The 21,465-nt window shown below is 75.2% G+C and carries 14 protein-coding genes and 1 tRNA gene; 6 read left to right on the forward strand and 9 right to left on the reverse strand.

The annotated features are described in order from the left end of the window. Positions 1-49: 49 nt before the first annotated feature. A tRNA-Met gene (locus GXB85_RS00980) sits at positions 50-123 on the reverse strand. Positions 124-335: 212 nt separating this feature from the next. Beyond that, a complete protein-coding gene (locus tag GXB85_RS00985) occupies positions 336-3,350 on the reverse strand; it encodes a UPF0182 family protein (RefSeq protein WP_161915758.1) in 3,015 nt (1,004 codons plus the stop codon). Positions 3,351-3,496: 146 nt separating this feature from the next. Between GXB85_RS00985 and GXB85_RS00990 the strand changes: the two genes are divergently transcribed. Further along, entirely contained in the window at positions 3,497-4,069 is a 573-nt protein-coding gene (locus GXB85_RS00990; protein WP_161915759.1) for a PPA1309 family protein, read from the forward strand. A gap of 34 nt (positions 4,070-4,103) precedes the next feature. Here GXB85_RS00990 and GXB85_RS18710 read toward each other — a convergent pair whose 3' ends face one another. After that, on the reverse strand, positions 4,104-5,282 hold the full coding sequence (locus GXB85_RS18710) for a PDZ domain-containing protein (protein ID WP_370523925.1): 1,179 nt from the start codon (positions 5,280-5,282) through the stop codon (positions 4,104-4,106). 111 nt (positions 5,283-5,393) lie between these two features. On the opposite strand from GXB85_RS18710, the gene GXB85_RS01000 reads away from it, so the two are divergent. Then, entirely contained in the window at positions 5,394-6,851 is a 1,458-nt protein-coding gene (locus tag GXB85_RS01000; RefSeq protein WP_161915760.1) for a zinc-dependent metalloprotease, read from the forward strand. 10 nt (positions 6,852-6,861) lie between these two features. Here GXB85_RS01000 and GXB85_RS01005 read toward each other — a convergent pair whose 3' ends face one another. Then, positions 6,862-7,521 (reverse strand): M48 family metallopeptidase, encoded by a 660-nt coding sequence (locus tag GXB85_RS01005; protein ID WP_370523926.1) that lies wholly within the window; start codon positions 7,519-7,521, stop codon positions 6,862-6,864. A 231-nt stretch (positions 7,522-7,752) separates the two neighbouring features. On the opposite strand from GXB85_RS01005, the gene GXB85_RS17755 reads away from it, so the two are divergent. Both GXB85_RS17755 and GXB85_RS01010 read left to right on the forward strand, forming a co-directional pair. Beyond that, positions 7,753-7,908 (forward strand): DUF5679 domain-containing protein, encoded by a 156-nt coding sequence (locus GXB85_RS17755; RefSeq protein WP_202627402.1) that lies wholly within the window; start codon positions 7,753-7,755, stop codon positions 7,906-7,908. A gap of 149 nt (positions 7,909-8,057) precedes the next feature. Next, positions 8,058-9,173 (forward strand): ThiF family adenylyltransferase, encoded by a 1,116-nt coding sequence (locus tag GXB85_RS01010; protein ID WP_161915761.1) that lies wholly within the window; start codon positions 8,058-8,060, stop codon positions 9,171-9,173. Between the two features lie 92 nt (positions 9,174-9,265). On the opposite strand, the gene GXB85_RS01015 is transcribed toward GXB85_RS01010, so the two are convergent. After that, positions 9,266-9,619: a WhiB family transcriptional regulator gene (locus tag GXB85_RS01015; RefSeq protein WP_161915762.1), complete on the reverse strand. Its 354-nt coding sequence runs from the start codon at positions 9,617-9,619 to the stop codon at positions 9,266-9,268. Between the two features lie 522 nt (positions 9,620-10,141). Then, positions 10,142-12,109, reverse strand: a complete 1,968-nt coding sequence (locus GXB85_RS01020; RefSeq protein WP_161915763.1) for an ATP-dependent helicase — start codon at positions 12,107-12,109, stop codon at positions 10,142-10,144. 155 nt (positions 12,110-12,264) lie between these two features. Here GXB85_RS01020 and GXB85_RS01025 point away from each other — a divergent pair, with 155 nt between their 5' ends. Then, the gene (locus GXB85_RS01025) at positions 12,265-12,528 is read left to right on the forward strand and encodes a mycoredoxin (RefSeq protein WP_161915764.1); all 264 of its coding nucleotides are present in this window, start codon (positions 12,265-12,267) and stop codon (positions 12,526-12,528) included. Between the two features lie 6 nt (positions 12,529-12,534). On the opposite strand, the gene nudC is transcribed toward GXB85_RS01025, so the two are convergent. Continuing rightward, positions 12,535-13,464: an NAD(+) diphosphatase gene (gene nudC, locus GXB85_RS01030; RefSeq protein WP_370523927.1), complete on the reverse strand. Its 930-nt coding sequence runs from the start codon at positions 13,462-13,464 to the stop codon at positions 12,535-12,537. 142 nt (positions 13,465-13,606) lie between these two features. On the opposite strand from nudC, the gene GXB85_RS01035 reads away from it, so the two are divergent. Further along, on the forward strand, positions 13,607-14,803 hold the full coding sequence (locus GXB85_RS01035) for a phosphotransferase (protein ID WP_161915766.1): 1,197 nt from the start codon (positions 13,607-13,609) through the stop codon (positions 14,801-14,803). On the opposite strand, the gene GXB85_RS01040 is transcribed toward GXB85_RS01035, so the two are convergent. Then, entirely contained in the window at positions 14,793-18,164 is a 3,372-nt protein-coding gene (locus GXB85_RS01040; RefSeq protein ID WP_161915767.1) for an ATP-dependent DNA helicase, read from the reverse strand. The genes GXB85_RS01035 and GXB85_RS01040 overlap by 11 nt on opposite strands. After that, the gene (locus GXB85_RS01045) at positions 18,161-21,430 is read right to left on the reverse strand and encodes an ATP-dependent helicase (protein ID WP_370523928.1); all 3,270 of its coding nucleotides are present in this window, start codon (positions 21,428-21,430) and stop codon (positions 18,161-18,163) included. The genes GXB85_RS01040 and GXB85_RS01045 overlap by 4 nt, the downstream gene beginning before the upstream one ends. Positions 21,431-21,465 lie beyond the last annotated feature (35 nt).

Here is a 21,465-nt window from a genome sequence, read left to right on the forward strand (position 1 = left end):
CCTTCTCGATCCTGAGATCGAGAAGGCCTCTGACGTGCCACTTCACAAGTAGCGGGGGCAGGATTTGAACCTGCGACCTCTGGGTTATGAGCCCAGCGAGCTACCGAGCTGCTCCACCCCGCGTCGGCTCTGCAACCATACGTGCCCGGTGAACGCGGGGCAAATCCGTTCCGACGGGGACCCGCGCCCGTCCACCGGCTCCCGCGCCGCCGGCTCCCGCGCTTCCGGCGCCGACGGCGCCCCGACGCACGAGAACGGGGAAGGTCCGTGCCGGTGGGGGGCACGGACCTTCCCCGTTCGCTCGTGGCCGCCGGGGCACCACCTCCGGCGGCGGGTCAGCCGCCCAGCTCGGCCTCGGCTGCGATGGCGTCCTCGATGGCTGCCTCGAGCCTCGCCTGCGCCTCGCCGTACGCCGCGAAGTCGTTCTCCGCGAGCGCCGCCTGACCGTCCAGGAGCGCGTCACGCGCCTCGGTCAGGGCCGCGTCGAGCCGGGCCTGCGCGTCGCCCGTGGGAGCCGCCGGCGTGGTCGGCTCCGTCGTGGGCTCGGTGGTCGGCTCGGTCGTGGGTTCGGTGGTGGGCTCCTCGGTCCCCGGGTCCACGGGCTCGCCGTCGACCGGGGCATCGGGCACGTCCTCGACGTCCTCGCCCGGCTGGACGCCCTCGACCCCCGCATCGCCCTCGAACACCTGGTCCAGGGCCTCGTCGAGGGTCTCGGCGAAGCCGATCTCCTCACCGAAGGACACGAGCACGCGCTGGAGCAGCGGGAACTGCGTGCCCGACGACGACTGCACGTAGACCGGCTGCACGTACAGCAGACCGCCGGCCACGGGCAGGGTCAGCAGGTTGCCGCTGCGCACGGTCGAGTTGCCGAGCTGGAGCACGTTGAGGCTCTGCGACACCTCGGGGTTCGAGCGGAAGTTGTTCTGCACCTGCCCGGGGCCGGGCACGGTCGTGTTGCGTGGCAGCTCGAGCAGCCTCAGCTGTCCGTAGCCCTCCCGCGGTTGCCCTGCCTGGTCCCCGGGCTCGGCGTCGACCGCGAGGAACCCGGTGAGCACGTTGCGGTCCGTGTTTCCGCCCGGGATGAACGTCGACGTGAGCGAGAACGTGGGCTCGTCCTGCGTCGGCATCTGCAGCGTCAGGTAGTACGGCGGCTGCTTGACGTTGCCGTTGTCACCGACCGGGTCGTTCGGGTTGGCCCAGAAGTCCTGACCCGAGTAGAACTCCGACGCCGTGTCCACGTGGTACGTCGCGAGCAGGTCGCGCTGCACCTTGAACATGTCCTCGGGGTAGCGCAGGTGGCTCATCAGGTCACCGCTGATCTCGGACATCGGCTCGAGCGACGTCGGGAAGATCCCGCTCCAGGCCTTGAGCACCGGGTCCTCGTCGTCCCACGCGTAGAGGGTGACCTCACCCGAGTACGCGTCCACGGTCGCCTTGACCGAGTTGCGCAGGTAGTTGACCTCCTGCGGCGGCACGGCCGCGATCGTGTCCGAGCGCAGCGTGAGCGTGTCCTGCGTGACGTCCTCGAGCGGACGCGACGCCGAGTACGGGTACTGGTCGGACGTGGTGTACCCGTCGACGATCCACACGACCTTCTCGTCGACGACGGCCGGGTAGGCCTTGGAGTCGAGGGTCAGGTACGGCGCGACCTTGCCGATCCGCACGTGCGGGTCGCGGTCGTAGAGGATCTGCGACTCCGAGGTCACGCGGTCGGAGAACAGGATCTGCTCGGAACCGAACTTGAGTGCGTACAGCGTCTTGTTGAGCAGGCTGTCGATCGGCACGCCCGCCGAGACCTCGTCGGTCGGGAAGGTCGTGTTGACCTGGCCGCCCGCCGAGTCGTCCGGGTAGTCGAGCTCCCACGGGTCGGTGCCCTCGGGCGCGCCGACGATCGAGTAGGCCGGCAGGCTCTGGCCGAAGTAGATGCGCGGCTCGTAGTCGCCGAGCGACCCCTCCGACGGGATCCCGCCCTGGTAGAACGCGGGTCGGCCGTCGGGCTGCGTCGTGTTGCCGTACGCGGCCACCACCCCGAAGCCGTGCGTGAACACGGTGTGGTCGTTGACCCAGGTGCGCTGGTCGGCGCCCAGACCCTGGAGGTTGAGCTCGCGTACCGCGATGACGGTGTCGCGGCTCTCGCCGTCGATGTTGTAGCGGTCCACCGCGAGGGTGTTCGGGAAGTTGTAGTACTGCTTGTTCTGCTGGAGCTGGCGGAACGAAGGGCTCACGATCGCCGGGTCGAGCAGGCGGATGCTCGCGGCGGTCTCGGCGTCCTCGCGCAGCCCGCCCTCCTCGGCGACCAGGCGCGCGTTGTACGGCGTGACCTCGACGTCCTCGAGGTCGAACGCCCTCTTGGTCGCGTCGATGTTGCGCTGGATGTACTCGGCCTCGGCCGTCTGCTCGTTCGGCGCCACCTGGAAGCGCTGCACGACGGCCGGGTAGATGCCGCCGATCGCGACGGCCGAGAGCACCATGAGCCCGACGCCGATCGCGGGAAGCCGCCACGTGCCGCGCCACGCGGCCACGAGGAACAGGATCGCGACGAGCACCGCGACGCCCGTGAGGATGGCCTTGGACGGCAGCACCGCGTTGACGTCGGAGAACGACGCGCCCTGGAACCGGTCACCCGACTTCATCAGGAGCGAGTACCTGTCGAGCCAGTAGTTGGCCGCGATGAGCAGCATCACGAGCGCGGCGACCACGCCCAGCTGCACGCGTGCGGCACGCGTGGTGCGCTCGCCCTGCCCGCCGATGCGCAGCCCGCCGTAGAGGTACTGCGTCGCCACGCCCGCGATCCCCGCGATCACGACGACGGCCATGAGGAAGCTCACGAGGAACCGGATGGCGGGCAGCGTGAAGATGAAGAACGACAGGTCGAGCCCGTACTGCGGGTCGACCTCGCCGAACGGCGTCCGGTTGAAGAACAGCAGCACGGTCTCCCACTGCGCCGAGGCGGCGGCCCCCGCGAAGAAGCCGAGCACCGCGGGTGCCGCGTACATGACCAGGCGCCGCAGGGGCTCGATCATCTCGCGGTACTGGTCGAGCGACGCCTGCTCCGGGGTCGACGGCGCGTAGACGGGCCTCGTCCGGTACCCGATCGACAGGCTCGCGAACACGGCGCCGGCCATGACGAGGAACCCGAGCACGAAGAGCAGCCCGCGGGCGAGCCACTCGGTGCGCAGCACCTCGATGAACCCGACCTGCTGGAACCACAGCACCTCGGTCCAGACGTTCGCGAAGATCATGAGCAGCACGCCCAGGACCACGAGGACGACGACCGTGGGGCCCAGGGCTCCGCGGCGTCGTCGGGCCGGGGGCCGGGGCCCGGGGCGGGGGGTGGAGGCGAACGTCACAGGTTGTCCCTCGTCGGAATCGGCATGCGGTGGTCCGGGTGCCCGCAGGGGTTGCCCGGTCACCGTGGCAACGCCCGCGCGGGGCCCCAGGTTCCCACACCCGATCGACGCGCGTGCCCGTCGGGGTCACCTGACACGATGGGCGCATGGACGACAAGCCCGCCGAGCCCGCCCGCCCCGCCCTCACCCCGGCCGAGGTCTCCCTCGCGACGGCGGTCCAGGAGGTCGAGCGGCACGTCGCGACGGGCGGCTGGGACGGACCCGTCCGCGTCTTCGCGCTCGTCGCGACGGCGCGTGCGCTCGCCACCGAGCCCGGGCTCGAGCGCCAGCTGCCGCCCGCCGTCGTCGCCGCGGCGGGGCAGGACCCGACGCACCTCACCTCGATCGAGCAGGAGGACCTCCCACCGGCGGAGTCGCTCGAGGAGCTCCTCGCGGTGCTCTCGTGGCCCGACACCGTGGACGGCGCGGCGGTGGTCGTCGAGCGCGTGGTACTCCCGCCCGAGGCCGAGGACGCGATGCCGGCCGAGCCCGACGAGGCGATGGCCTACCTCATGGCCCACCCGGACCGGCAGGACGTCCGGCTCGCCGTCGGCGTCCTGCGCTCGGGGCATGCGTGGTGCGCGGTGCGCACGCGCGCGGCCGACGACGACGCGGCCGTCGCCGGCGGGCCCGACGTCGTGCCGGGCCTCGTGGAGGCCGTGCGCGCGACCCTCGCCTGACCACCGCGCCCCGCCTCGTCGGCGCCGCGGCACGTCAGCAGGTGGGCAGGCCCTCGGTCTCGCCGCGACCGATCGCCTCGACGGCCGCGCGCGCCTGCGCGAGCGTCCCGACCGACGTCACGCTCAGGCCGTCCGGCACGTGACCCACGACCTCCCCGCAGTTGTCCTCGGGCGCGAGGAACCACGTCGCGCCGTCCTCGCGCGCGCCGTAGAGCTTCTGCCGGATCCCACCGATCGGCCCCACCGCACCCGTGAGGTCCATGGTCCCGGTGCCTGCGATCGTGACGCCGCCGGTCTCGTCCGCCTCGGTCAGCACGTCGACGATGCCGAGCGCGAACATCAGGCCGGCGCTCGGCCCGCCCACGTTCTCGATCTGGATCCGCACGTCCACCGGGAGCTCGAACTCGGGGTCGATGAACACCCCGAGCAGCGCCTTGCCGTCCTGCTCGGTCGTCGTGACCTCGAGCTCGACGGGCTCGCCTTCGCGCTCGACCGCGAGCTCGACCTCTGCCCCGGGGCTCACCTCGTCGAGCACGGCGCTGAGGTCCGAGAAGCTCGTCACGTCCTCGCCGTCGACCGCGGTGATCACATCACCCTCCTCGACCACCCCGGCGGAGCCCGTGCCCTCGATCGCGCTCTCGACCAGCAGCGTGGTGGGGACCTCGTAGCCGAGCTCCTCGAGCGCGGCGACGGTCGCGTGCTCCTGCGACGAGATCATCGCCGCCTGGTTGCGCTCCTCGATCACCTCACGGTCCTCGTCGGGCGAGAACACCGTCTCGACCGGCGCGACCGACCGCTGCGGGTCCACCCAGGCCGCGATCGCCGAGGCCAGGCTCACCGGGTAGCCGGGGCCGCCGCCCACCTCCACGGTGGTCAGCCGCAGCTCACCGGTCGGCTCGAAGGTCGGGGCACCCTCGACGCGGATCAGCGGGACGCCGTCGTCCTCGCCGAGCGTGTCCCAGGTGGGACCGGGCGAGTGCACCGCGTACGGCACGGGAAGCACACCCGCGACCGCGACGAGGAGGGCCGTGGCGACGGTCGCGACCGAGAGCGTCACGGCACGTGCGGTCACGGGCGGGGCGTCCGGCTCCTGAGGATCGGGCGCACCGATCCCTCCGGGCACGCCCGGGGCGGCACCGCCGCCCACCGGCTCGTGCGCACCCGGCCCGGGGGCCGACGGGGCGGTCGGGGGCTGAGGGTCCGCTGACGTCACCGGGCCATTCTGCGCCCACAGCGAACGAGAGCGCGCACGCGTCCGCCCCCGGGCACGTCGTGACGGGTCCCGCCGTTACCGTGAGGAACCCGGCACCAGCGAGGAGCACCCATGACCACCGGTGACGACCGACCCGACCTGCCGCCCGAGTGGGAGCAGCTGCTGCGCTCGGTGCTGGGCGACGACGCCGACGCCGTGCTGCGCGAGCTCCGTGAGCGCGGCGAGCTGGGCAGCCTCGGGCTGACCGACGCCGAGGGGCGCCCCGTGGACCTCCAGGCGATGGCGGCCGCCGCCGGGCTGCCGTCCGACCCCGCGGCGCTCGGCCAGGTCCTCGACCAGGTGCGACGCATGCTGACGGCCACGGGCGACGGGCCCGTGAACTGGGATCTCGCGCACGACCTCGCACGCCAGGTCGCCGTCGCGGAGGGCGACCCGTCGGTCAACGCGGTGCAGCGCCGCGAGAGCACCGAGGCGTTCTCGGTGGCCGAGCTGTGGCTCGACACCGCGACGGACCTGCCGCCCTCCTCGGGGCCGGTGCGGGTGTGGAGCCGTTCGGAGTGGGTCGAGAGCACCCTCGGCACGTGGCGTGCGCTCGCCGAGCCCGTGGCGGGCTCGGTGGCCGACGCGCTCGCCCAGGCGCTGTCCAGCCAGCTGCCCGAGTCGTTCGACCCGGCCGAGGCCATCCCCGGGCTGCCGGCCGCCGACCTCGCCGGCGGCGTCGCCCCGATGCTGCGCCAGCTCGGCGGCGCGGTGTTCGGCATGCAGGTGGGCCAGGCCGCGGGCACGCTCTCGCGCGAGGTCTTCGGCGCGACCGACATCGGCATCCCCCTGCTCGACGGCCCGGGCGTGGCCCTCGTCCCGCGGAACGTGGCCGGCTTCGCCGAGGGCCTCGACGTGCCCGCCGAGGAGGTGCGCATCTTCCTCGCGCTGCGCGAGGCGGCGCACGCCCGGCTGTTCACGCACGTCACCTGGTTGCGCGGGCACCTGCTCGCGGCGGTCGACGCCTACGCCCGCGGCATCGCGATCGACACCGACAGCCTCGAGGAGGCCGTGCGCTCGGTCGACCCGACCGATCCGCAGGCCCTCCAGCAGGCGCTGTCGGGCGGGGTCTTCGCACTCGGCACCACGCCCGCGCAGGAGGCCGCGCTGATGCGGCTCGAGACCGCCCTCGCGCTCGTCGAGGGATGGGTCGACGAGGTCACCGCGGCCGCCGCGCTCGCGCACCTGCCGCACACGGTGGCCCTGCGGGAGATGCTGCGCCGACGCCGCGCCGCGGGCGGCCCGGCCGAGGACACCTTCAAGACCCTCGTGGGCCTCGAGCTGCGGCCGCGCCGCTCCCGCGAGGCCGCGCGGCTGTGGGCCCTCATCGCGCAGGAGTCCGGCACCGCGGCGCGTGACGCGGTGTGGGACCACCCCGACCTCATGCCGACCGCCGAGGACCTCGACGACCCGGCCGGCTACGCGGCCCGGCGCGCCGCGGCGGGCGCCGAGCACGCCGACGTGGACCGCGCCCTCGCCGAGCTCTTCGCGGACGGACCGGAGGACGAGGCGCCGGGCCCCCAGGGCTGATCCCGCGCGCTCAGGCGTCCGCGTCGGTCGTCGACGTGACCGGGGTGGCGGCCTCGACGCCGCGCGACCCTCCCCCGGCGTCCTCGGTACGCGGCCCGACGTCGTCCTCGTCGTCCTCGTCCGGCGCGGGCGCGTCCGTCGCGTGCGCGACGCCCTCGAGGAAGCCGCGCGCCCGCTCGGTACGGGGGTAGGCGCCCAGCGCGGCCCAGAACTCAGGGCCGTGGCCCGCGTGGAGCAGGTGCGTGAGCTCGTGCAGCAGCACGTAGTCGAGCACCCACGTCGGCATGCCCTGCACACGGGTGGAGATGCGGATCGTCCCGTCCGCAGGGGTGCACGAGCCCCAACGACGACCCTGGTTGGAGACCCAGGCGACGGACGTGGGCCTGGCGCGCCCGTCCAGGTAGCGCTCGGACAGGGTCTGCGCCCGGGCGGCGAGCTTCTCGTCCGAGGGCCGACGACGGCGCTCCTGGGCCACGAGCTTGGTGACCATGCGCACCACCCACTCGCGCTCCTGCGTGCGCGTGAACCGGGCCGGGATCGCGACCACCGTGCGGCCGTCCTCGCGGAACGCCGTCACGGTGCGGACCCGTCGACGGCTGCGCCGCACGACGACCTCGTCGAGAGCGCGCGCGACCGCGGCGTCGACGTGCTCGGCTCCCTGCGGGGACACGTGAGCACCGTAGCCCGCCCTCCCCACCCGGTGAGGGCGACGCGCACGGGTCGGTGCTGCACGCGAGCTCCGGCCGCGGTCACGGCGCGCCGTGGCGCGCCCGTGCGGCGCCCACGCGCACGCACCACTACTGTGTGGGTGCACGGTGACGCCTGGCCCCACGGCCCGGGCGCACGAAGCCGGCCGGGTCGAACGCGTCCGGTGCGCAAGCCTTCTGAACGGAGATACCTCATGGCCGAGACCTACAAGGGTGAGTTCTACTGCGTGAAGTGCAAGGAGAAGCGCGAGGCCGAGGGTGACGTCGTCGTCGCCAACGGTCGCAAGATGGCGAAGGGCACCTGCCCCGTCTGCGGTACCAAGCTGAACCGGATCCTCGGCAAGGCCTGAGTCTCCCCCTGCTCGACCACGAGAGGGCGGTCCCCGGTGGGGACCGCCCTCTCGCGTCGTCCGGCCTGTGCACAACCCCCTTCACGTGACGCCGGTGCGGCAGGCTGGCTCCGCGATGACCACATCCGCGGAGGGGCGGTGCAGGACGGATGCGAGCCACACCGGCCACCGAGCCGGGCACGACGAGCCGGTCGCGGGCGCGGACGGCGGGACGATCCCGCACGCGCGACGACGCACGGCGGCTGCGTCCGGGCCTCGCGGTGCTCTGGCGGTCCCTCACGGAGGTGCAGATCGGGACGGACCCGCGGTGGGCGACCGCGTTCACCGACCTGTCCCCCTCGGCGACCCGCGCGTTGCACTCCCTGTCCCCCGGCGCCGACGTGCGGACGGTGCGTGCCGCCCTCGCGGCCGAGCGCGTCGCAGCCGACGAGGCCGAGGAGCTGGTCACCGGGTTCGGCCGTGCAGGCCTCCTGACGGACCCGCCGACGACGTCGGTCACGGGGGCCCTCGTCGCCGACGCGACGGCGTGGGGCCTGGCCTCCACGCCACGTGTGGTGCTGGACCGCCGACGCCACGCCGTCGTCGTCCGCGGCCTGGGCAGGACCGGCGCGGTGGTCGCGACCACGCTCGCGTCGGCAGGCGTGCGCCGCATCGCGCTCGAGGACGACGCCCTCGTCGCTGCGCACGACACAGGGGTGGGTGGGCTCACGGCTCGCGACGTCGGCACGGACCGCAGCGGCGCCGTCGCGCGCCTGCTGCACGACGCCGCCCCGGGCGTGCGCACCTCGCCGCTGGGTGACGGCCGCGCAGACCTCGTCGTGCTGGTCGAGGCCGGGACCCCGGACCCGGTCCTCTACCGCACCCTGCTCACCGACGGGGTTCCCCACCTGTCGGTCGTGCTCCGCGAGGCGTCGGTGCTCGTGGGTCCGCTCGTGGTGCCGGGGCGGACGGCGTGCCTGGGCTGCGCCGACCTCCACCGGAGCGACGAGGACCCGGCATGGCCCGCCGTCGCGGCCCAGCTGGTCGCCCGGGGCGCGCGTACGGGTGACGCCGTCGAGAGCACGCTCGCGGCCGTCGCTGGTGGGCTCGCGACCGCTCAGGCGCTCGCGCACCTCGACGGACGGGCCGCATCGACCGAGGACGCAGCGCTCGAGGTCCGCCTTCCCGACGCCGTCCCGCGGCTCGTGCGGCTGCCGCCCCACCCGGAGTGCGGCTGCCTGGACCTGCGCGACCCGACCGCGGCGGACCCGTCCGGGCACGACTGAGGGCGGGGGTGCGCCGGTGCCCTCAGGCACGGCACACCCCCGCCCTCGGACGGGTCAGGACGTCGTGCGGCCACCGCGGCCGCCCGGCCACCTCAGGCGGCCGTCTCGTCCTTGCGCGGACGGCCGCGGCCCCGCTTGCGCGGGACCACGACACCGTCCACGAACACTTCTCCGCCCCACACGCCCCATGGCTCGTTGCGTGCGACCGCCCCGGCGAGGCAGCCCTCGCGGATCGGGCACTCGCGGCACAACGACTTGGCGCGTTCGACCTCGGCGGTGCGTTCGGCGAACCACAGCTCCGAGTCGTGCTCGCGGCACGGGATGAGCGTCGCGACCAGCTGGTCGAAGGTCTCCGCCTCGGTGGTGGGGTGGGTGGGTGCGGACGGCGTGGGCCAGGGGCCGGATCCGCCCTGGTTCAGCGTGTCGAGCAGCGTCGTGAGCCGCACGATGTCCTCCTGGTGTCCGGATGATCAGCTGGTCGTTCTGTGCCGGGATCGGCAGACCTTCGCTGGACGTCCGGGAGGACGAGAAGACGAAGGCCGCGGGTCCCGAGGTGGACTCCGCGGCCTGAGGATCAGGGTCGGTCAGACCCGAGGAGTCCTTGGTACGGAGTCGAGCTCGAAGGGGAGTGCGCGTCCACGCCGATCGCGGACGGCGATCCCGGTGGCGACGGACACACCGGTCCCCTGGGACGGGGCGCCGATGGGCGCGACGGGGCGCAGCGCGAAGCCGGCGACGAGTGCCGTGAGGTTCTTCTTCATCGAGCTCGCACCCCCTCTCCGTTCAGGCCCTGCCTCTTCGGCACGACCTCCTACAAGGACGGGAAGAACCCTAGGACGGCCCGCGGAGGCGGCACAACGGAATTAGCGAAGTTCTTCGAACTTTTCTTCGGGGTCTCCTCGCCAGGGCGTTCCGGGCGCCCTCCGCCGCCGTCGCGCGTTCCGTCGTGAGGGGCTCGGCCCGGACGCTCAGACCCGGCCGGCGACGACGGCGAGGACCGACGCGGCGTAGCGGTCGATCTTCGCGGGCCCCATGCCGCGCACCCGCGCGAGCTCGGCCACCGTACGCGGCCGCTGCGTCGCGATCCCGGTGAGGGCAGCGTCGCTCAGCACGGTCCAGACCGGCCGGTCCACCTCGGCCGCGACGCCCTCGCGCCAGGTCCGCAGCCGCTCGAGGAGCTCCGGGTCGGCGTCACCACCGGGCGCGGCACCCCGCCGCTCCACGACGTCGGTGGGCCACAGGCGCTCGAGGAACCGGCTGCGGCGTCGGCTCGCACGGCCCCCGGGGTTGCGCGAGCGTGCCCAGCTCAGCTCGAGGTGCTCGCGCGCACGGGTGATGCCGACGTAGAGCAGGCGCCGCTCCTCGGCCACCGCGGCGTCCGTCTCGGCGAGGGAGATCGGCATGAGTCCCTCGCTCAGCCCGACGAGGAAGACGGCGTCCCACTCGAGGCCCTTGGCCGCGTGGAGCGAGGCCAGGGTCACGCCGTCGACCGCCGGGGCGTGCTGCGCGGCGGCACGCTCGTCGAGCTCGGCCACGAGGTCCACCAGCGTCGCGGACGGGCTCACCGCTGCCAGGTCGTCGGCGAGGCCGACGAGCGCCCGCAGCGAGTCCCAGCGCTCACGGGTCGCGCCGCGCGCCGCGGGCGGTTCCTCGCTCCAGCCCACCGACGAGAGCACCCCCCGCACCGCCTCGGGCATCGGGGCGTCGGCGACCGCGCGCGCCGCGCCGCGCAGCAGCACGAGGGCGTCGCGCACCTCTGCACGCGCGAAGAAGCGCTCGCCGCCGCGCACCTGGTAGCCGACGCCGGCCTCGGCGAACGCCTGCTCGAAAGCCTCGGACTGCGCGTTGGTCCGGTAGAGCACCGCGATCTCGCGCGCCGGGGTCCCCCCGGCCACGAGCCGTGCGGCGCGCACGGCGACGGCCGCCGCCTCGGACTCGTCGTCGTCGTGCACGGACCAGCGGACGGCGGGCCCCGAAGGGCGCTGCGCGACGAGCTCGAGCGCGGGGGTGCGACCCTGCCGCGGCGCGGTGGTGAGCAGGCGGTTCGCGAGGTCGACCACCTGGGGTGTCGAGCGGTAGTCACGCACGAGCCGGATCACCTGGGCGCCCGGGTGCTTCTGCGCGAACGAGAGCAGGTGGTACGGCGTGGCGCCGGTGAACGAGTAGATCGTCTGGCTCGGGTCGCCCACGACGCACAGCTCGTGGCGACCGCCGAGCCACTGGTCGAGCAGGAACTGCTGCGCCGGGGAGACGTCCTGGTACTCGTCGACGACGAGGTGGCGGTACTGGCGTCGCACGGTCTCGGCGACGTCGGACCGGCTCTCGAGCATGTGGCCGAGCATCACCAGCACGTCCTCGAAGTCGACGACGCCACGCGCGTCCTTGGCCTCCTCGTAGGCCGTGATGAGCCGCGCGACGCCGGCGCGGTCGTACCCCGCGGGCGGGGGGCGGTCGGTCGCCGTCGCCGCACGCACGTAGTCGTCGGCCGTCACCAGGCTCACCTTCGACCACTCGATCTCGGAGGCGAGGTCCCGGATGCCCAGGCGGTCGACCTCGAGGCCGAGCCGGTGGGCCGCCTCGGCGACGACGGGTGCCTTGTGGCCGAGCACGCGCGGCGGCGGGCCACCCACCACCTTCGGCCAGAAGAAGCTCAGCTGACGCAGGGCCGCAGCGTGGAAGGTGCGTGCCTGCACCCCCGTCACGCCGAGCTCGCGCAGACGGGTGCGCATCTCCCCCGCGGCACGCGCCGTGAACGTCACCGCGAGGACGTTCGTGGGCGCGTACGTCCCGGTGCTCACGCCGTAGGCGATGCGGTGCGTGATCGCGCGCGTCTTGCCCGTGCCCGCGCCCGCGAGGACGCAGACGGGGCCTGTGAGCGCGCGGGCGACCTCACGCTGGTCGGGGTCGAGGGCCTCGAGGAGCTGGTCGGCGGACATCACCCGGAAGTCTCGCACCGGTCGGCGACAGCCGAGCCATCGCGACCGTCCCAGGGCCGGTCCGGGAAGCGATCGGGCACGTGCGTGGTTACCGTGCTCGACACGCCCCGCGCACGACGAGCCCGGGCGCAGCTGCCGACGACCCGGAGGACCGCATGACCACGCCGACACTGCCCGCCGCCGGAACCGTGACCATGTTCACCACCACGTGGTGCGGGTACTGCCGTCGCCTCAAGTCGCAGATGGAGTCGGCCGGCGTGTCGTACACCGAGGTCGACGTCGAGCAGGTGCCCGAGGCCGCGGCCCTCGTCGAGCAGGTCAACGGCGGCAACCGCACGGTGCCCACGCTGCTCTTCCCGGACGGCAGCGCGGCGACCAACCCCTCCCTCGCCGAGGTCCAGCGGCGCCTCGGCGCCTGACGCCGGTCACGCCCCCGGCAGCGAGCCTCCGAACCAGTCCTCGATCAGGGCGCGGGCGACCGAGGAGCGCATCGGCAGGAGCACCTCGCCGTCGGCGACCGCCCGCTCGAGCCCGGCGCGCGTGAACCAGCGCGCATCGGTCACCTCGACTCCGTCCACGCGCACGGCCGTGGTGAGCGCGCGTGCGGTGAAGGCGAGCATGAGCGAGGCCGGGAACGGCCACGGCTGGCTGCCGCGGTAGACCACCTCACCCACGACGACGGCGGTCTCCTCGACCACCTCGCGGCGCACCGCCGCCTCGAGCGACTCCCCCGGCTCGACGTAGCCCGCGAGCGTCGAGAAGCGGCGCTCGGGCCAGTGGGCGGCGTGGCCGAGCAGCAGGCGGTCCTCGTCGTCGGTCACGGCCATGATCACGGCCGGGTCCGTCCGCGGGTAGTGGTCGGACCCGTCGAGCGTGCAGCGTCGCACCCACCCGCCCTGGGTCGGCTCGGTGGGGCCGCCGCAGCGTGGGCAGCGCGGATGGCGCTCGTGCCACGCCGCCAGGCCGACGGCAGCCGTGGCGAGCCCGGCGTCCCGGTCCCCGAGCCGGTGACCCACCTCGCGCAGCGTGGCCCAGTCGAGTGCGGCCGGGTCGAGCGGACCGGCCGCGACACCCTCGATGTCGACCTCGACCGCCGCGTCGTCGAGCACCAGGGCGAGGAGGCGCTCGCCGTCCTCCCCGAGGAACAGCCGCAGACCGTCGACGTCCGCGAGCTCGACGGCCGGGCGCAGGTCGAGCCGGACCTCGTCGTCGTCCCGGAGCACCGCGAGCTCGGAGCCGCGCACCAGCACCACGCGGGCCGGGCCTGCGGCCGGGTCCAGCACGTCGTGCTCGGCGCGACGGTGCGCGGCACGGTCGACGGCTGCGCGGGCGAGCGGGAGCTGCTCGGTGTGCACGGGGCCTCCAGGGACGCGCGGGTCGGGGCGCGGCCCCACGCTACGGCCGGCCGCGCGCCGGCGCTCCCGCGCGGCCGGCCGCGGACGCAACACGCCCGTCCGCTCGGGTGCCGCGACGCCCTTGTGCGCCTACGGTGAGCGAGTGGCACGTTCCCCCCTGGCCCTCGCCGCACTCGCGACCGTCGCGGTGCCGGGTCTCGACGCGTACGACGTGCACCGGGGACCGTCGTCGGGCGGCAGCCTCGACACCGCCGTCGTGATCGACGCGCAGCACCACCGCTGGGTGGTGCGTGCGCCCCGGACGGCCGCCGCCGGCGCGGCGCTCGAGGCCGAGGTCGCCCTGCTGGCGCGCCTCGCCGAGCACGTGGATGGCGGTCGACTGCCGTTCGAGGTGCCTCGACCCGCGGGGTTCGCCCCGTTGCCCGAGGGCGGGCGCGCCGTGGTGCACCCCGATCTCGCCGGCCACCCGCTCCAGCTCGAGCTGCTCGGCCCGGGCCCCGGCCTGGCCGCAGGCCTCGGGCGCGCGATCGCCGCGCTGCACGAGCTGCCGCCGTCGACCGTCGAGGACGCGGGCTTCCCGGTCTACGAGGCGGACGCCTACCGGCGCCGCCGCCTGGCGGAGGTCGACGAGGCCGCGCGCACCGGCAAGGTCCCGGCCGCCCTGCTGCGGCGGTGGGAGCGCGCGCTCGAGGACGTCGCGATGTGGCGCTTCCGTCCCACCGTGGTGCACGGAGACCTGTCGGCGGACCACGTGCTGTGCACCGGCGACGAGCCGACGGCCCTGCTCGAGTGGACCGAGGCCAAGGTCGCCGATCCCGCCGACGACCTCGCGTGGCTGCTCGTCGCGGCGCCGCAGGAGGCCGTGGACCCGATCCTCGAGGCCTACGCGCTGCGTCGCACCGAGCTCACCGACCACCACCTCGCCGAGCGCGCCCTGCTGGCGGGGGAGCTCGCACTGGCCCGCTGGCTGCTGCACGGAGTCCGCAACGACGACGCCGAGGTGGTCGACGACGCGACCGCGATGCTGGTCGAGCTCGACGAGCACACCGCCGACGACGAGCCGCCACCCGCGTACGTGGGCGGGTACGAGCCCGCGGGCACCACCCGGTACGACGACGACCGCTGGCACGAGGACGACGTGGACGACGACGCCGTGACGCAGGACGTGCCGGTGCGCGAGGACGGCGCAGAGGGCACGGCGCCCGACGAGGCCACGACGCCTGACGAGGGCTCGACGACCGACCAGGTCGTCGAGCCGGGCGAGGACGCGGCGCTCGACGACGAGCGGGACCAGGGCACGCCGAGGGAGGACCACGGCTCCTCGGCCGTCAGGGGCTGAGCAGCTCCTCGAGCTCGGCCACGCCGGGAAGGGAGCGCGGGCGGACCGTGACGTCGTCGGCCACGTAGACGAAGGCTGCGGCGACGTCGTCGAGGTCGACGCCGGCCCAGCGTGACCACGCGATGCGGTAGACCGCGAGCTGGAGCTCACGCGACCGCTCGGTCTCGTCGTCGACCGGCCGCCGCCCCGTCTTCCAGTCGACGACCACGACGGCGCGCGGGTCGGCCGGGCGCTCCGGGTCGGGGAAGACCGCGTCGATGCGCGAGCGCACGACCACGCCACCGATCGGCGTCTCCACGTCGACCTCGACGGCCACCGGGGTGCGGTGGGCCCACGGCGAGGCGAGGAACCGGGCCCTGAGCTCGTCGAGGTCGCCGTCCGCCTCGACCGAGTCGTCGTCCGCACCCGGCAGCAGGTCGACGTCGAGCAGGGCGGCCCTGCCGTACCACTGCTCGACCCAGGTGTGGAAGGCGGTGCCGCGCCGCGCGTGCGCCGAGGGCTCGAGCGGGACGGGCCGGCGGAGCTGACGGGCGAACCCCTCCGCGTCCTGGCCGAGCCGCACCAGACCCGAGGCCGACACGTGCGCGGGGAGCTCACGGCCGTACGTGCCCGAGCGCCGCTCGCGTTCGTCGAGCAGGAGCGCGGTGACCGCCAGGAGGTCCTCGTGGTCGGCCTCACGGGCCGACGACCCGTCGACGTCGGGCCCGACGTGCTCCTGACCCGGTTCGCGCACCGGGAGGGAGCCTTGCCCGGCGACCCGGTCGAGCTCGACGGGCACCGCGGCGCGGACGGCCTCGGCGGCGGCCGTCACCACGCGCTGCCGCTCACCCAGCGGCGCAGCCGGTGGCCATGACGGGTCCGGACGCTCCGGACCCTCGGGCCGCCGCGGCGTGGTCCCGGCCGCCTCTGCCTCGACCGCCGGGTCGGGGCTCCACCCGAGGACGTGCACGTCACCGGTGCGGACGAGGTCGCTCGTCGCGACCTCGGTGAGGAAGAGCGAGGGCGAGCGCGGGCGCGTGCCCTCGCGCCACCACGAACCCGTGAGGAGCAGGTCGCGGCGCGCACGCGTGACGGCGACGTAGGCGAGCCTTCGCTCCTCGGCGATCTGGTGGGCCCCCGCGGCGCGCCGGTAGGCACCGACCCGGTCGGAGAGCTCGGTCGCGTCGCGCGCCCCGGTCAGGTCGAGCGCGGGCAGGCTCTCGCGGTCGCCCCGCAAGGACGCCGGGAGCTTGCCGCGGTCGGTGAGCCAGCCCTGGTCGACGACCACCCCGTCCGCCGGCGTGCGCAGCGACGGGAAGCCCCCGTCCACGAGCCCGGGCACGGCGACGACGTCCCATTCGAGCCCCTTGGCCGCGTGCACCGTGAGCAGCTGGACCGCCTCCGGGTCGACGTCGGCCACCGGTGCCTCGAGGCCCCGCTCCTCGCGCTCGGCCGCCTCGAGCCAGGCGAGGAAGGCGCCGAGGGTGGCCTGCTCGGCCGCGTCGAACGCGGCGGCCACGGAACGGAACGCGTCCAGGTTGGCCCGGGCGGCCCCGGGTGACGTGCCGGCGACGGCCGCGACCTCGATGTCGAGGCCCAGGAGGCGCTCTGCCTCCGCGACCACCTCGACCACCGGCAGGTGCGTGTGCGCGCGCAGGGCTCGGAGCACCTCCCCGAGCTCGGTGAGACGCCCGTGACCGGCGGACGACAGGCCGCGGCCGTTCCGGCTCGTCCAGCCGGGGGCGGGAAGGGCGTCGATCGCGTCGACGATGCTGCGCTCGTCCACCACATCGGCCACCTGGTCGGCACCGCGTGCGCCGCGCGGTCCGGCGAGCTCGCCCGACCAGTCGGCGAGCGCGTGCAGGTCGGCCAGGCCGAGCCGGGCGCGCGGCCCCGTGAGCAGGCGCATGAGAGCGTCGCCGCGCGAGGGGTCGTGGGCGGCCTGGAGGGCCGCGACCAGGTCGACCACCTCGGGTGTCCCCAGCAGGCCCCCGAGACCGACCACCTCGACCGGGAGCCCGCGGGCCACGAGCGCGGCCTGGAGCAGCGGGAACTGCGCGCGCTTGCGGCACAGCACCGCGGCGGTCACGCCGGCCGTGCGACCGTCGGTCCATGCCCGGGCGATCCACTCCGCGACACGCGTGGCCTCGGCCTCGGCGGTCTCGAGCATCTCGGCCTCGACGCACCCCTCGCCCGCATCCGGCCGAGCACCGAGCACCGGCAGCTCGACGGCCGCGGTCTCACGCAGCGGCGCGGCGAGGAGGTTCGCGACGTCGAGCACCCTGTGGTCGTTGCGCCACGAGGTCGCGAGCGCGGCCTGGTGCGCCGGGCGGCCGTCGGTGCGCGGGAACTGCGTCGGGAACCTGGCGAGCCCGCCCGCGCTCGCACCCCGCCAGCCGTAGATGGACTGGTGCGGGTCGCCGACGGCGGTCACCGGGTGACCTGCGCCGGGTCCCTCGCGCTCTCCCGCGCCGAAGAGGTGCCGGAGCAGCTCCATCTGCGCCACGGAGGTGTCCTGGTACTCGTCGAGCAGCACCACGCGGAAGCGCGCCCGCTCGCCCGCACCGACCTCGGGGACCTCGCGTGCGAGCCTCGCCGCGAGGGCGACCTGATCGGCGAAGTCGATCACGTCGGCGGCGCGCTTACGCTCGGTCAGCTCCGCGACGAGGTCCGCGAGGACCGACCGCAGACGCAGCGAGCGCGCCACGTCCCGCAGCAGCGTGCGTCGGGCTGCGGGCAACGCCCCGAGCGTCTCCTCGTGCCGCTCGACGGCCTCGGCGAGCCGCTCGGCCTCGCTGCGCAGGTCCGCGACGTCCCGCAGGTGCTCGGCGAGCTCCCCCGCGAGATCGAGGACGGCCTCGGTCACCGTGCTCGACGCGAGGTCGGTGCCCAGGTCCGCCGCCCAGTGCTCCACCACGTCGTTCGCGAGCTGCCACCGCGCGGCCTCGCCCAGCAGGCGCGACGTGGGCTCGACGCCCAGTCGCAGGGCGTGCTCGCCCACCAGCCCGGCCGCGTAGGAGTTGTACGTCGCGACGGTCGGCGCGACCAACGCATCGGTGCGGGCTGGTCCGGCAACGCCACCGGCGCCCGCGCGCGTGTCGGGGGGCAGCACGCGCCGGAGGGTCCGGAGCCGCTGGCGCACCCGGTCGGACAGCTCACCGGCCGCCTTGCGGGTGAACGTGAGGCCCAGCACGGCGTCCGGCTCCACGAGCCCGTTCGCGATCAGGTGGACCACGCGGGCGGACATGGTCTCGGTCTTCCCCGACCCTGCTCCGGCGACCACGAGGAGAGGTTCGAGGGGCGCCTCGATCACGGCGACCTGCTCGGCCGTGGGCCGGGGACGTCCGAGGAGCTCGGCGATCTCGACGGCGCTGAACCTCATGCCTCACCGTCCGCACGTGCCCCGGCGTCGTCGCCGGATCGGTTCTCCCACGCCCCGACCACCCCGCCCTCGGGCTGCGCGGGGCACGACCTGCGCACCGGGCAACGTCGGCACAGGTCGTTGCGGGTCGCACGCAGGACCGCGTCGCTCACGGTGCGTGCGACACCGTCGACCAGGTCCTCGGCCCAGCGCGGGTCGGCGTCGGAGCTCAGCGCGGGCTGGTCGCGCGTGGTCGGTGTGCGGGTGCCCGTCCCCACGTAGACGAGGGCCGCCCCCGCGGACGCCACAGATGACGCGCCTTCGGGGGCGTCCGGGGCGAACGCGCCCGCCTCGACCGCGAGCTGGTACGCGCCGAGCTGCGGGTGGCGCTCGGCCTGCACCTTGCTCACGGCTGAACGACCCGTCTTGAGGTCGACCACACGCAGGAGCGTGCGCCCCTCGGGGTCGGTCGTCGCCTCGAGCCGGTCGACGGTCCCCCGCAGGCGCACGCGGCCCACGTCGACCGTGAACGGCGCCTCGACCGCGACGGCGCCGTCCGCGCGGCGGAGATAGGCCGCGAGCAGGTCGATCATCGCGTCCGCGCGACGGCGCCGGGACTCGGCGACCCAGCCCGTGCCGAGCCCGAGCCGGGGCCAGCGCTCCTCGAGGGCCGCGGCGAGCTCGTCACGGGTGCCGTCGGGCAGGGCCGCCGCGATCTCGTGCACGAGCGTGCCGAGGCTCTGCTCCCCCGTGTCGGCGGGCGTGCCGCCGGCGGCCTCGAGCGCCCACCTCAGCGCGCAGGTGGAGGCGAGCTCGAGCTTCGACGGCGAGAGCGGGACCACCTCGTCCGGCGCCCACAGCGGGGCGTCCGTCGAGGTGGGTCGCATGCCGTACCACTCGTCCGGGGACGCCCCGGACACGCCCTCCGCGGCGAGCCGCGCGAGGAGCCGGGCCGCCGGGTGGTCGGCGCCTCCGCCGTCCCGCTCGAGCTCGGCGCGGCACCGCGCGACCACGCCGCGCAGGTCGAGGCTCGCGGGTACGTGCAGCACCCGGGGGTCGGGGCCGTCGTCGGCCGGGCCGGGCTCGACGAGGTCGACGAAGGGCGACGGACGCTGCTCGGTGTCGCTCACCGCGGTCACCACGAGCGATCGCCGGGCACGAGAGACGGCGACCGCGAACGCGCGGAGCTCGTCGTCGAGCACGGCGACGCGGGCCTCCACCACGTCGGCGGCGTCCCGGCCCGCGCGCGGGACGGGACGCCCCGCGAGCGCGTCCACGAGCGCCTGGGCGCCCAGCACCGAGTCGCGGAGCCGCAGGTCGGGCCACGTACCCTCCTGCACGCCGGCGACCACGACGACGTCCCACTCGCCCCCGGCGGCGCCTGCGGCCGTCACGAGCGTCACGGCCTCGCCGTGCCCGTGCGCCGCCAGCGAGTCCCCGGGAAGGTCCTGCGCGTCGAGGTGATCGGCGAAGGCGAGCACCGAGGCCTGGGGAAGCCGGTCGACGAACTGCTCGGCGGCCGTGAACAGCGCGAGCACCGCGTCGAGGTCCCTGTCCGCGCGCGCGCCGCCGGGGCCTCCGGCGAGGGCCGAGCGACGCCACGTCTCGGCGAGCCCTGCCGTCGACCAGAGCGCCCACAGCGCGTCGAGCGTCGTGGCGCCGGGCCGCTCGAGGGCGGCGCGCCCCGACTCGAGCACACGGGCCACGCGGGCCACCGGCCCACGTACGGCTGCCGGGAGCGTCTGCGCACGCTCGGGCGCGGCCAGCACCTCGGCCAGGAGGTCGTCGCTGGCCCGCCCGCCGCCGCCCGCGAGCTCCTCGGCGCGCAGCGCCCTGCGCAGACGCCGCAGCCCGACCGCGTCGAGACCCCCGAGCGGCGAGGTCAGGAGCGCAGCCGCGGCCTCGGCGTCGAGCGCGGTGGGCTCGACGGAGCAGCGCAGCGCGACGAGCATCGGACGCACCGCCGGCTCGGCCCGCAACGGCAGGTCGCGCCCGACGACCTCGACCGGCACCTGCGCGCCCAGCAGGGCGCGGCGCAGCTCGACCAGGCGCGAGCCGGAGCGCACCACGACCGCCATGCGTCCCCACGGGACGCCGTCGCGCAGGTGCGCCGAGCGCAGCCGGTACGCCACGTAGGCGGCCTCCTGCGCGCTCGAGCGGAGCAGCGCGACCTCGGCCGGTGCGCCCGCCCGTGCACGCCCTGGCACATCGGCGCCCGCGCCCGCCGCCTCGGCCTCGGCGGTGCGGTGTCCGCGCACCGGACCGCGGATCTCGGCCGTGACCGCGCGCACCACACGGCGCAGCCCCGCACCGTGCCGCCGCACCGCCGCGAGCGTGCGTTCGTCGGCGCCGAACGCACCGAGCTCGCTGCCCGCGGGGGCGGTCGCCCGCTCGACCAGTGCCGGGCTCGCACCGCGAAAGGTCTGCACGGCGGCGTCCGGGTCCGCGAGCAGCACCAGGCGCGTGCCCGCACCGGCGAGCACGTGCAGCAGGCGTGCAGTCGCGGCCGTCGCCTCCTGGTAGTCGTCGACCACCACCAGGTCCCACGCAGGCTCCTGCGTGCCCGGGAGCTCCGTCCGCCACGCCGCGAGGGCCTCAGCGGCCTCGTCCACCACCGCGGCAGGGTCGAACCGCCGGCCCGCGTCGGGCGTGGCGCTGCGCAGCCGGGTGACGTCGAGGTACTCGCGGTAGACCGCCGCGGCCGCCGCCCAGACCGGACGGTGGTGACGCGCGCCCAGCGCGGCGAGCTCGTCCGGCCCCAGCCCGCGCTCCGCGGCCCGCATGAGCAGGTCGCGCAGCTCGTCCCGGAACGCGCGGAGCCGGAGGGCCGGCACCACGTCGGCCGGCCAGGCCACGTGAGCGCCGTCACCCTCCGCGTGCCCCGCGAGGAGCTCGGCGAGCACGTGGTCCTGCTCCGGGCCGGTGATGAGCACCGGTGCGGGCTCGCCGAGCTGTGCCGCCCGGGCGCGCAGCACGGAGAACGCGAGCGAGGACGCCGTCCGCACGAGCGGGCCGCCCGTCGTACGGACCACGCCCGTCGCGAGCTCGTCGCGCAGGCGGGCCGCCGCGCGTCGGGTCGGCGCGAGCAGGAGGACCCGGCCCGGGTCGCGGCCCGCATCGAGGTGGTCGCGGACGAGCGCGAGCGCGACGGTCGTCTTGCCGCTCCCGGGCGCACCGCGGACGAGCAGCGTGGGAGTGCGCAGCGTCAGCACCTCGCGCTGGTCGGCCCCCAGGACGGACGACGACGCCGTCGGGCGTGCGGTCGTGAGGGCGGGAGCAGGCAGCACGCGCACACCCCATCACACCGGACCGACACGCACCG

Source organism: Cellulomonas sp. APG4, assembly GCF_009996735.1.
GTDB lineage: Bacteria > Actinomycetota > Actinomycetes > Actinomycetales > Cellulomonadaceae > Actinotalea.

What these genes read in the sequence shown, in the direction of transcription:
- GXB85_RS00990 (WP_161915759.1), top strand. Translation starts at nt 3,497, where the DNA reads ATGGACGACAAGCCCGCCGAGCCCGCCCGCCCCGCCCTCACCCCGGCC.
- GXB85_RS01000 (WP_161915760.1), top strand. Translation starts at nt 5,394, where the DNA reads ATGACCACCGGTGACGACCGACCCGACCTGCCGCCCGAGTGGGAGCAG.
- GXB85_RS17755 (WP_202627402.1), top strand. Translation starts at nt 7,753, where the DNA reads ATGGCCGAGACCTACAAGGGTGAGTTCTACTGCGTGAAGTGCAAGGAG.
- GXB85_RS01010 (WP_161915761.1), top strand. Translation starts at nt 8,058, where the DNA reads ATGCGAGCCACACCGGCCACCGAGCCGGGCACGACGAGCCGGTCGCGG.
- GXB85_RS01020 (WP_161915763.1), bottom strand. Translation starts at nt 12,109, where the DNA reads ATGTCCGCCGACCAGCTCCTCGAGGCCCTCGACCCCGACCAGCGTGAG.
- GXB85_RS01025 (WP_161915764.1), top strand. Translation starts at nt 12,265, where the DNA reads ATGACCACGCCGACACTGCCCGCCGCCGGAACCGTGACCATGTTCACC.
- GXB85_RS01040 (WP_161915767.1), bottom strand. Translation starts at nt 18,164, where the DNA reads ATGAGGTTCAGCGCCGTCGAGATCGCCGAGCTCCTCGGACGTCCCCGG.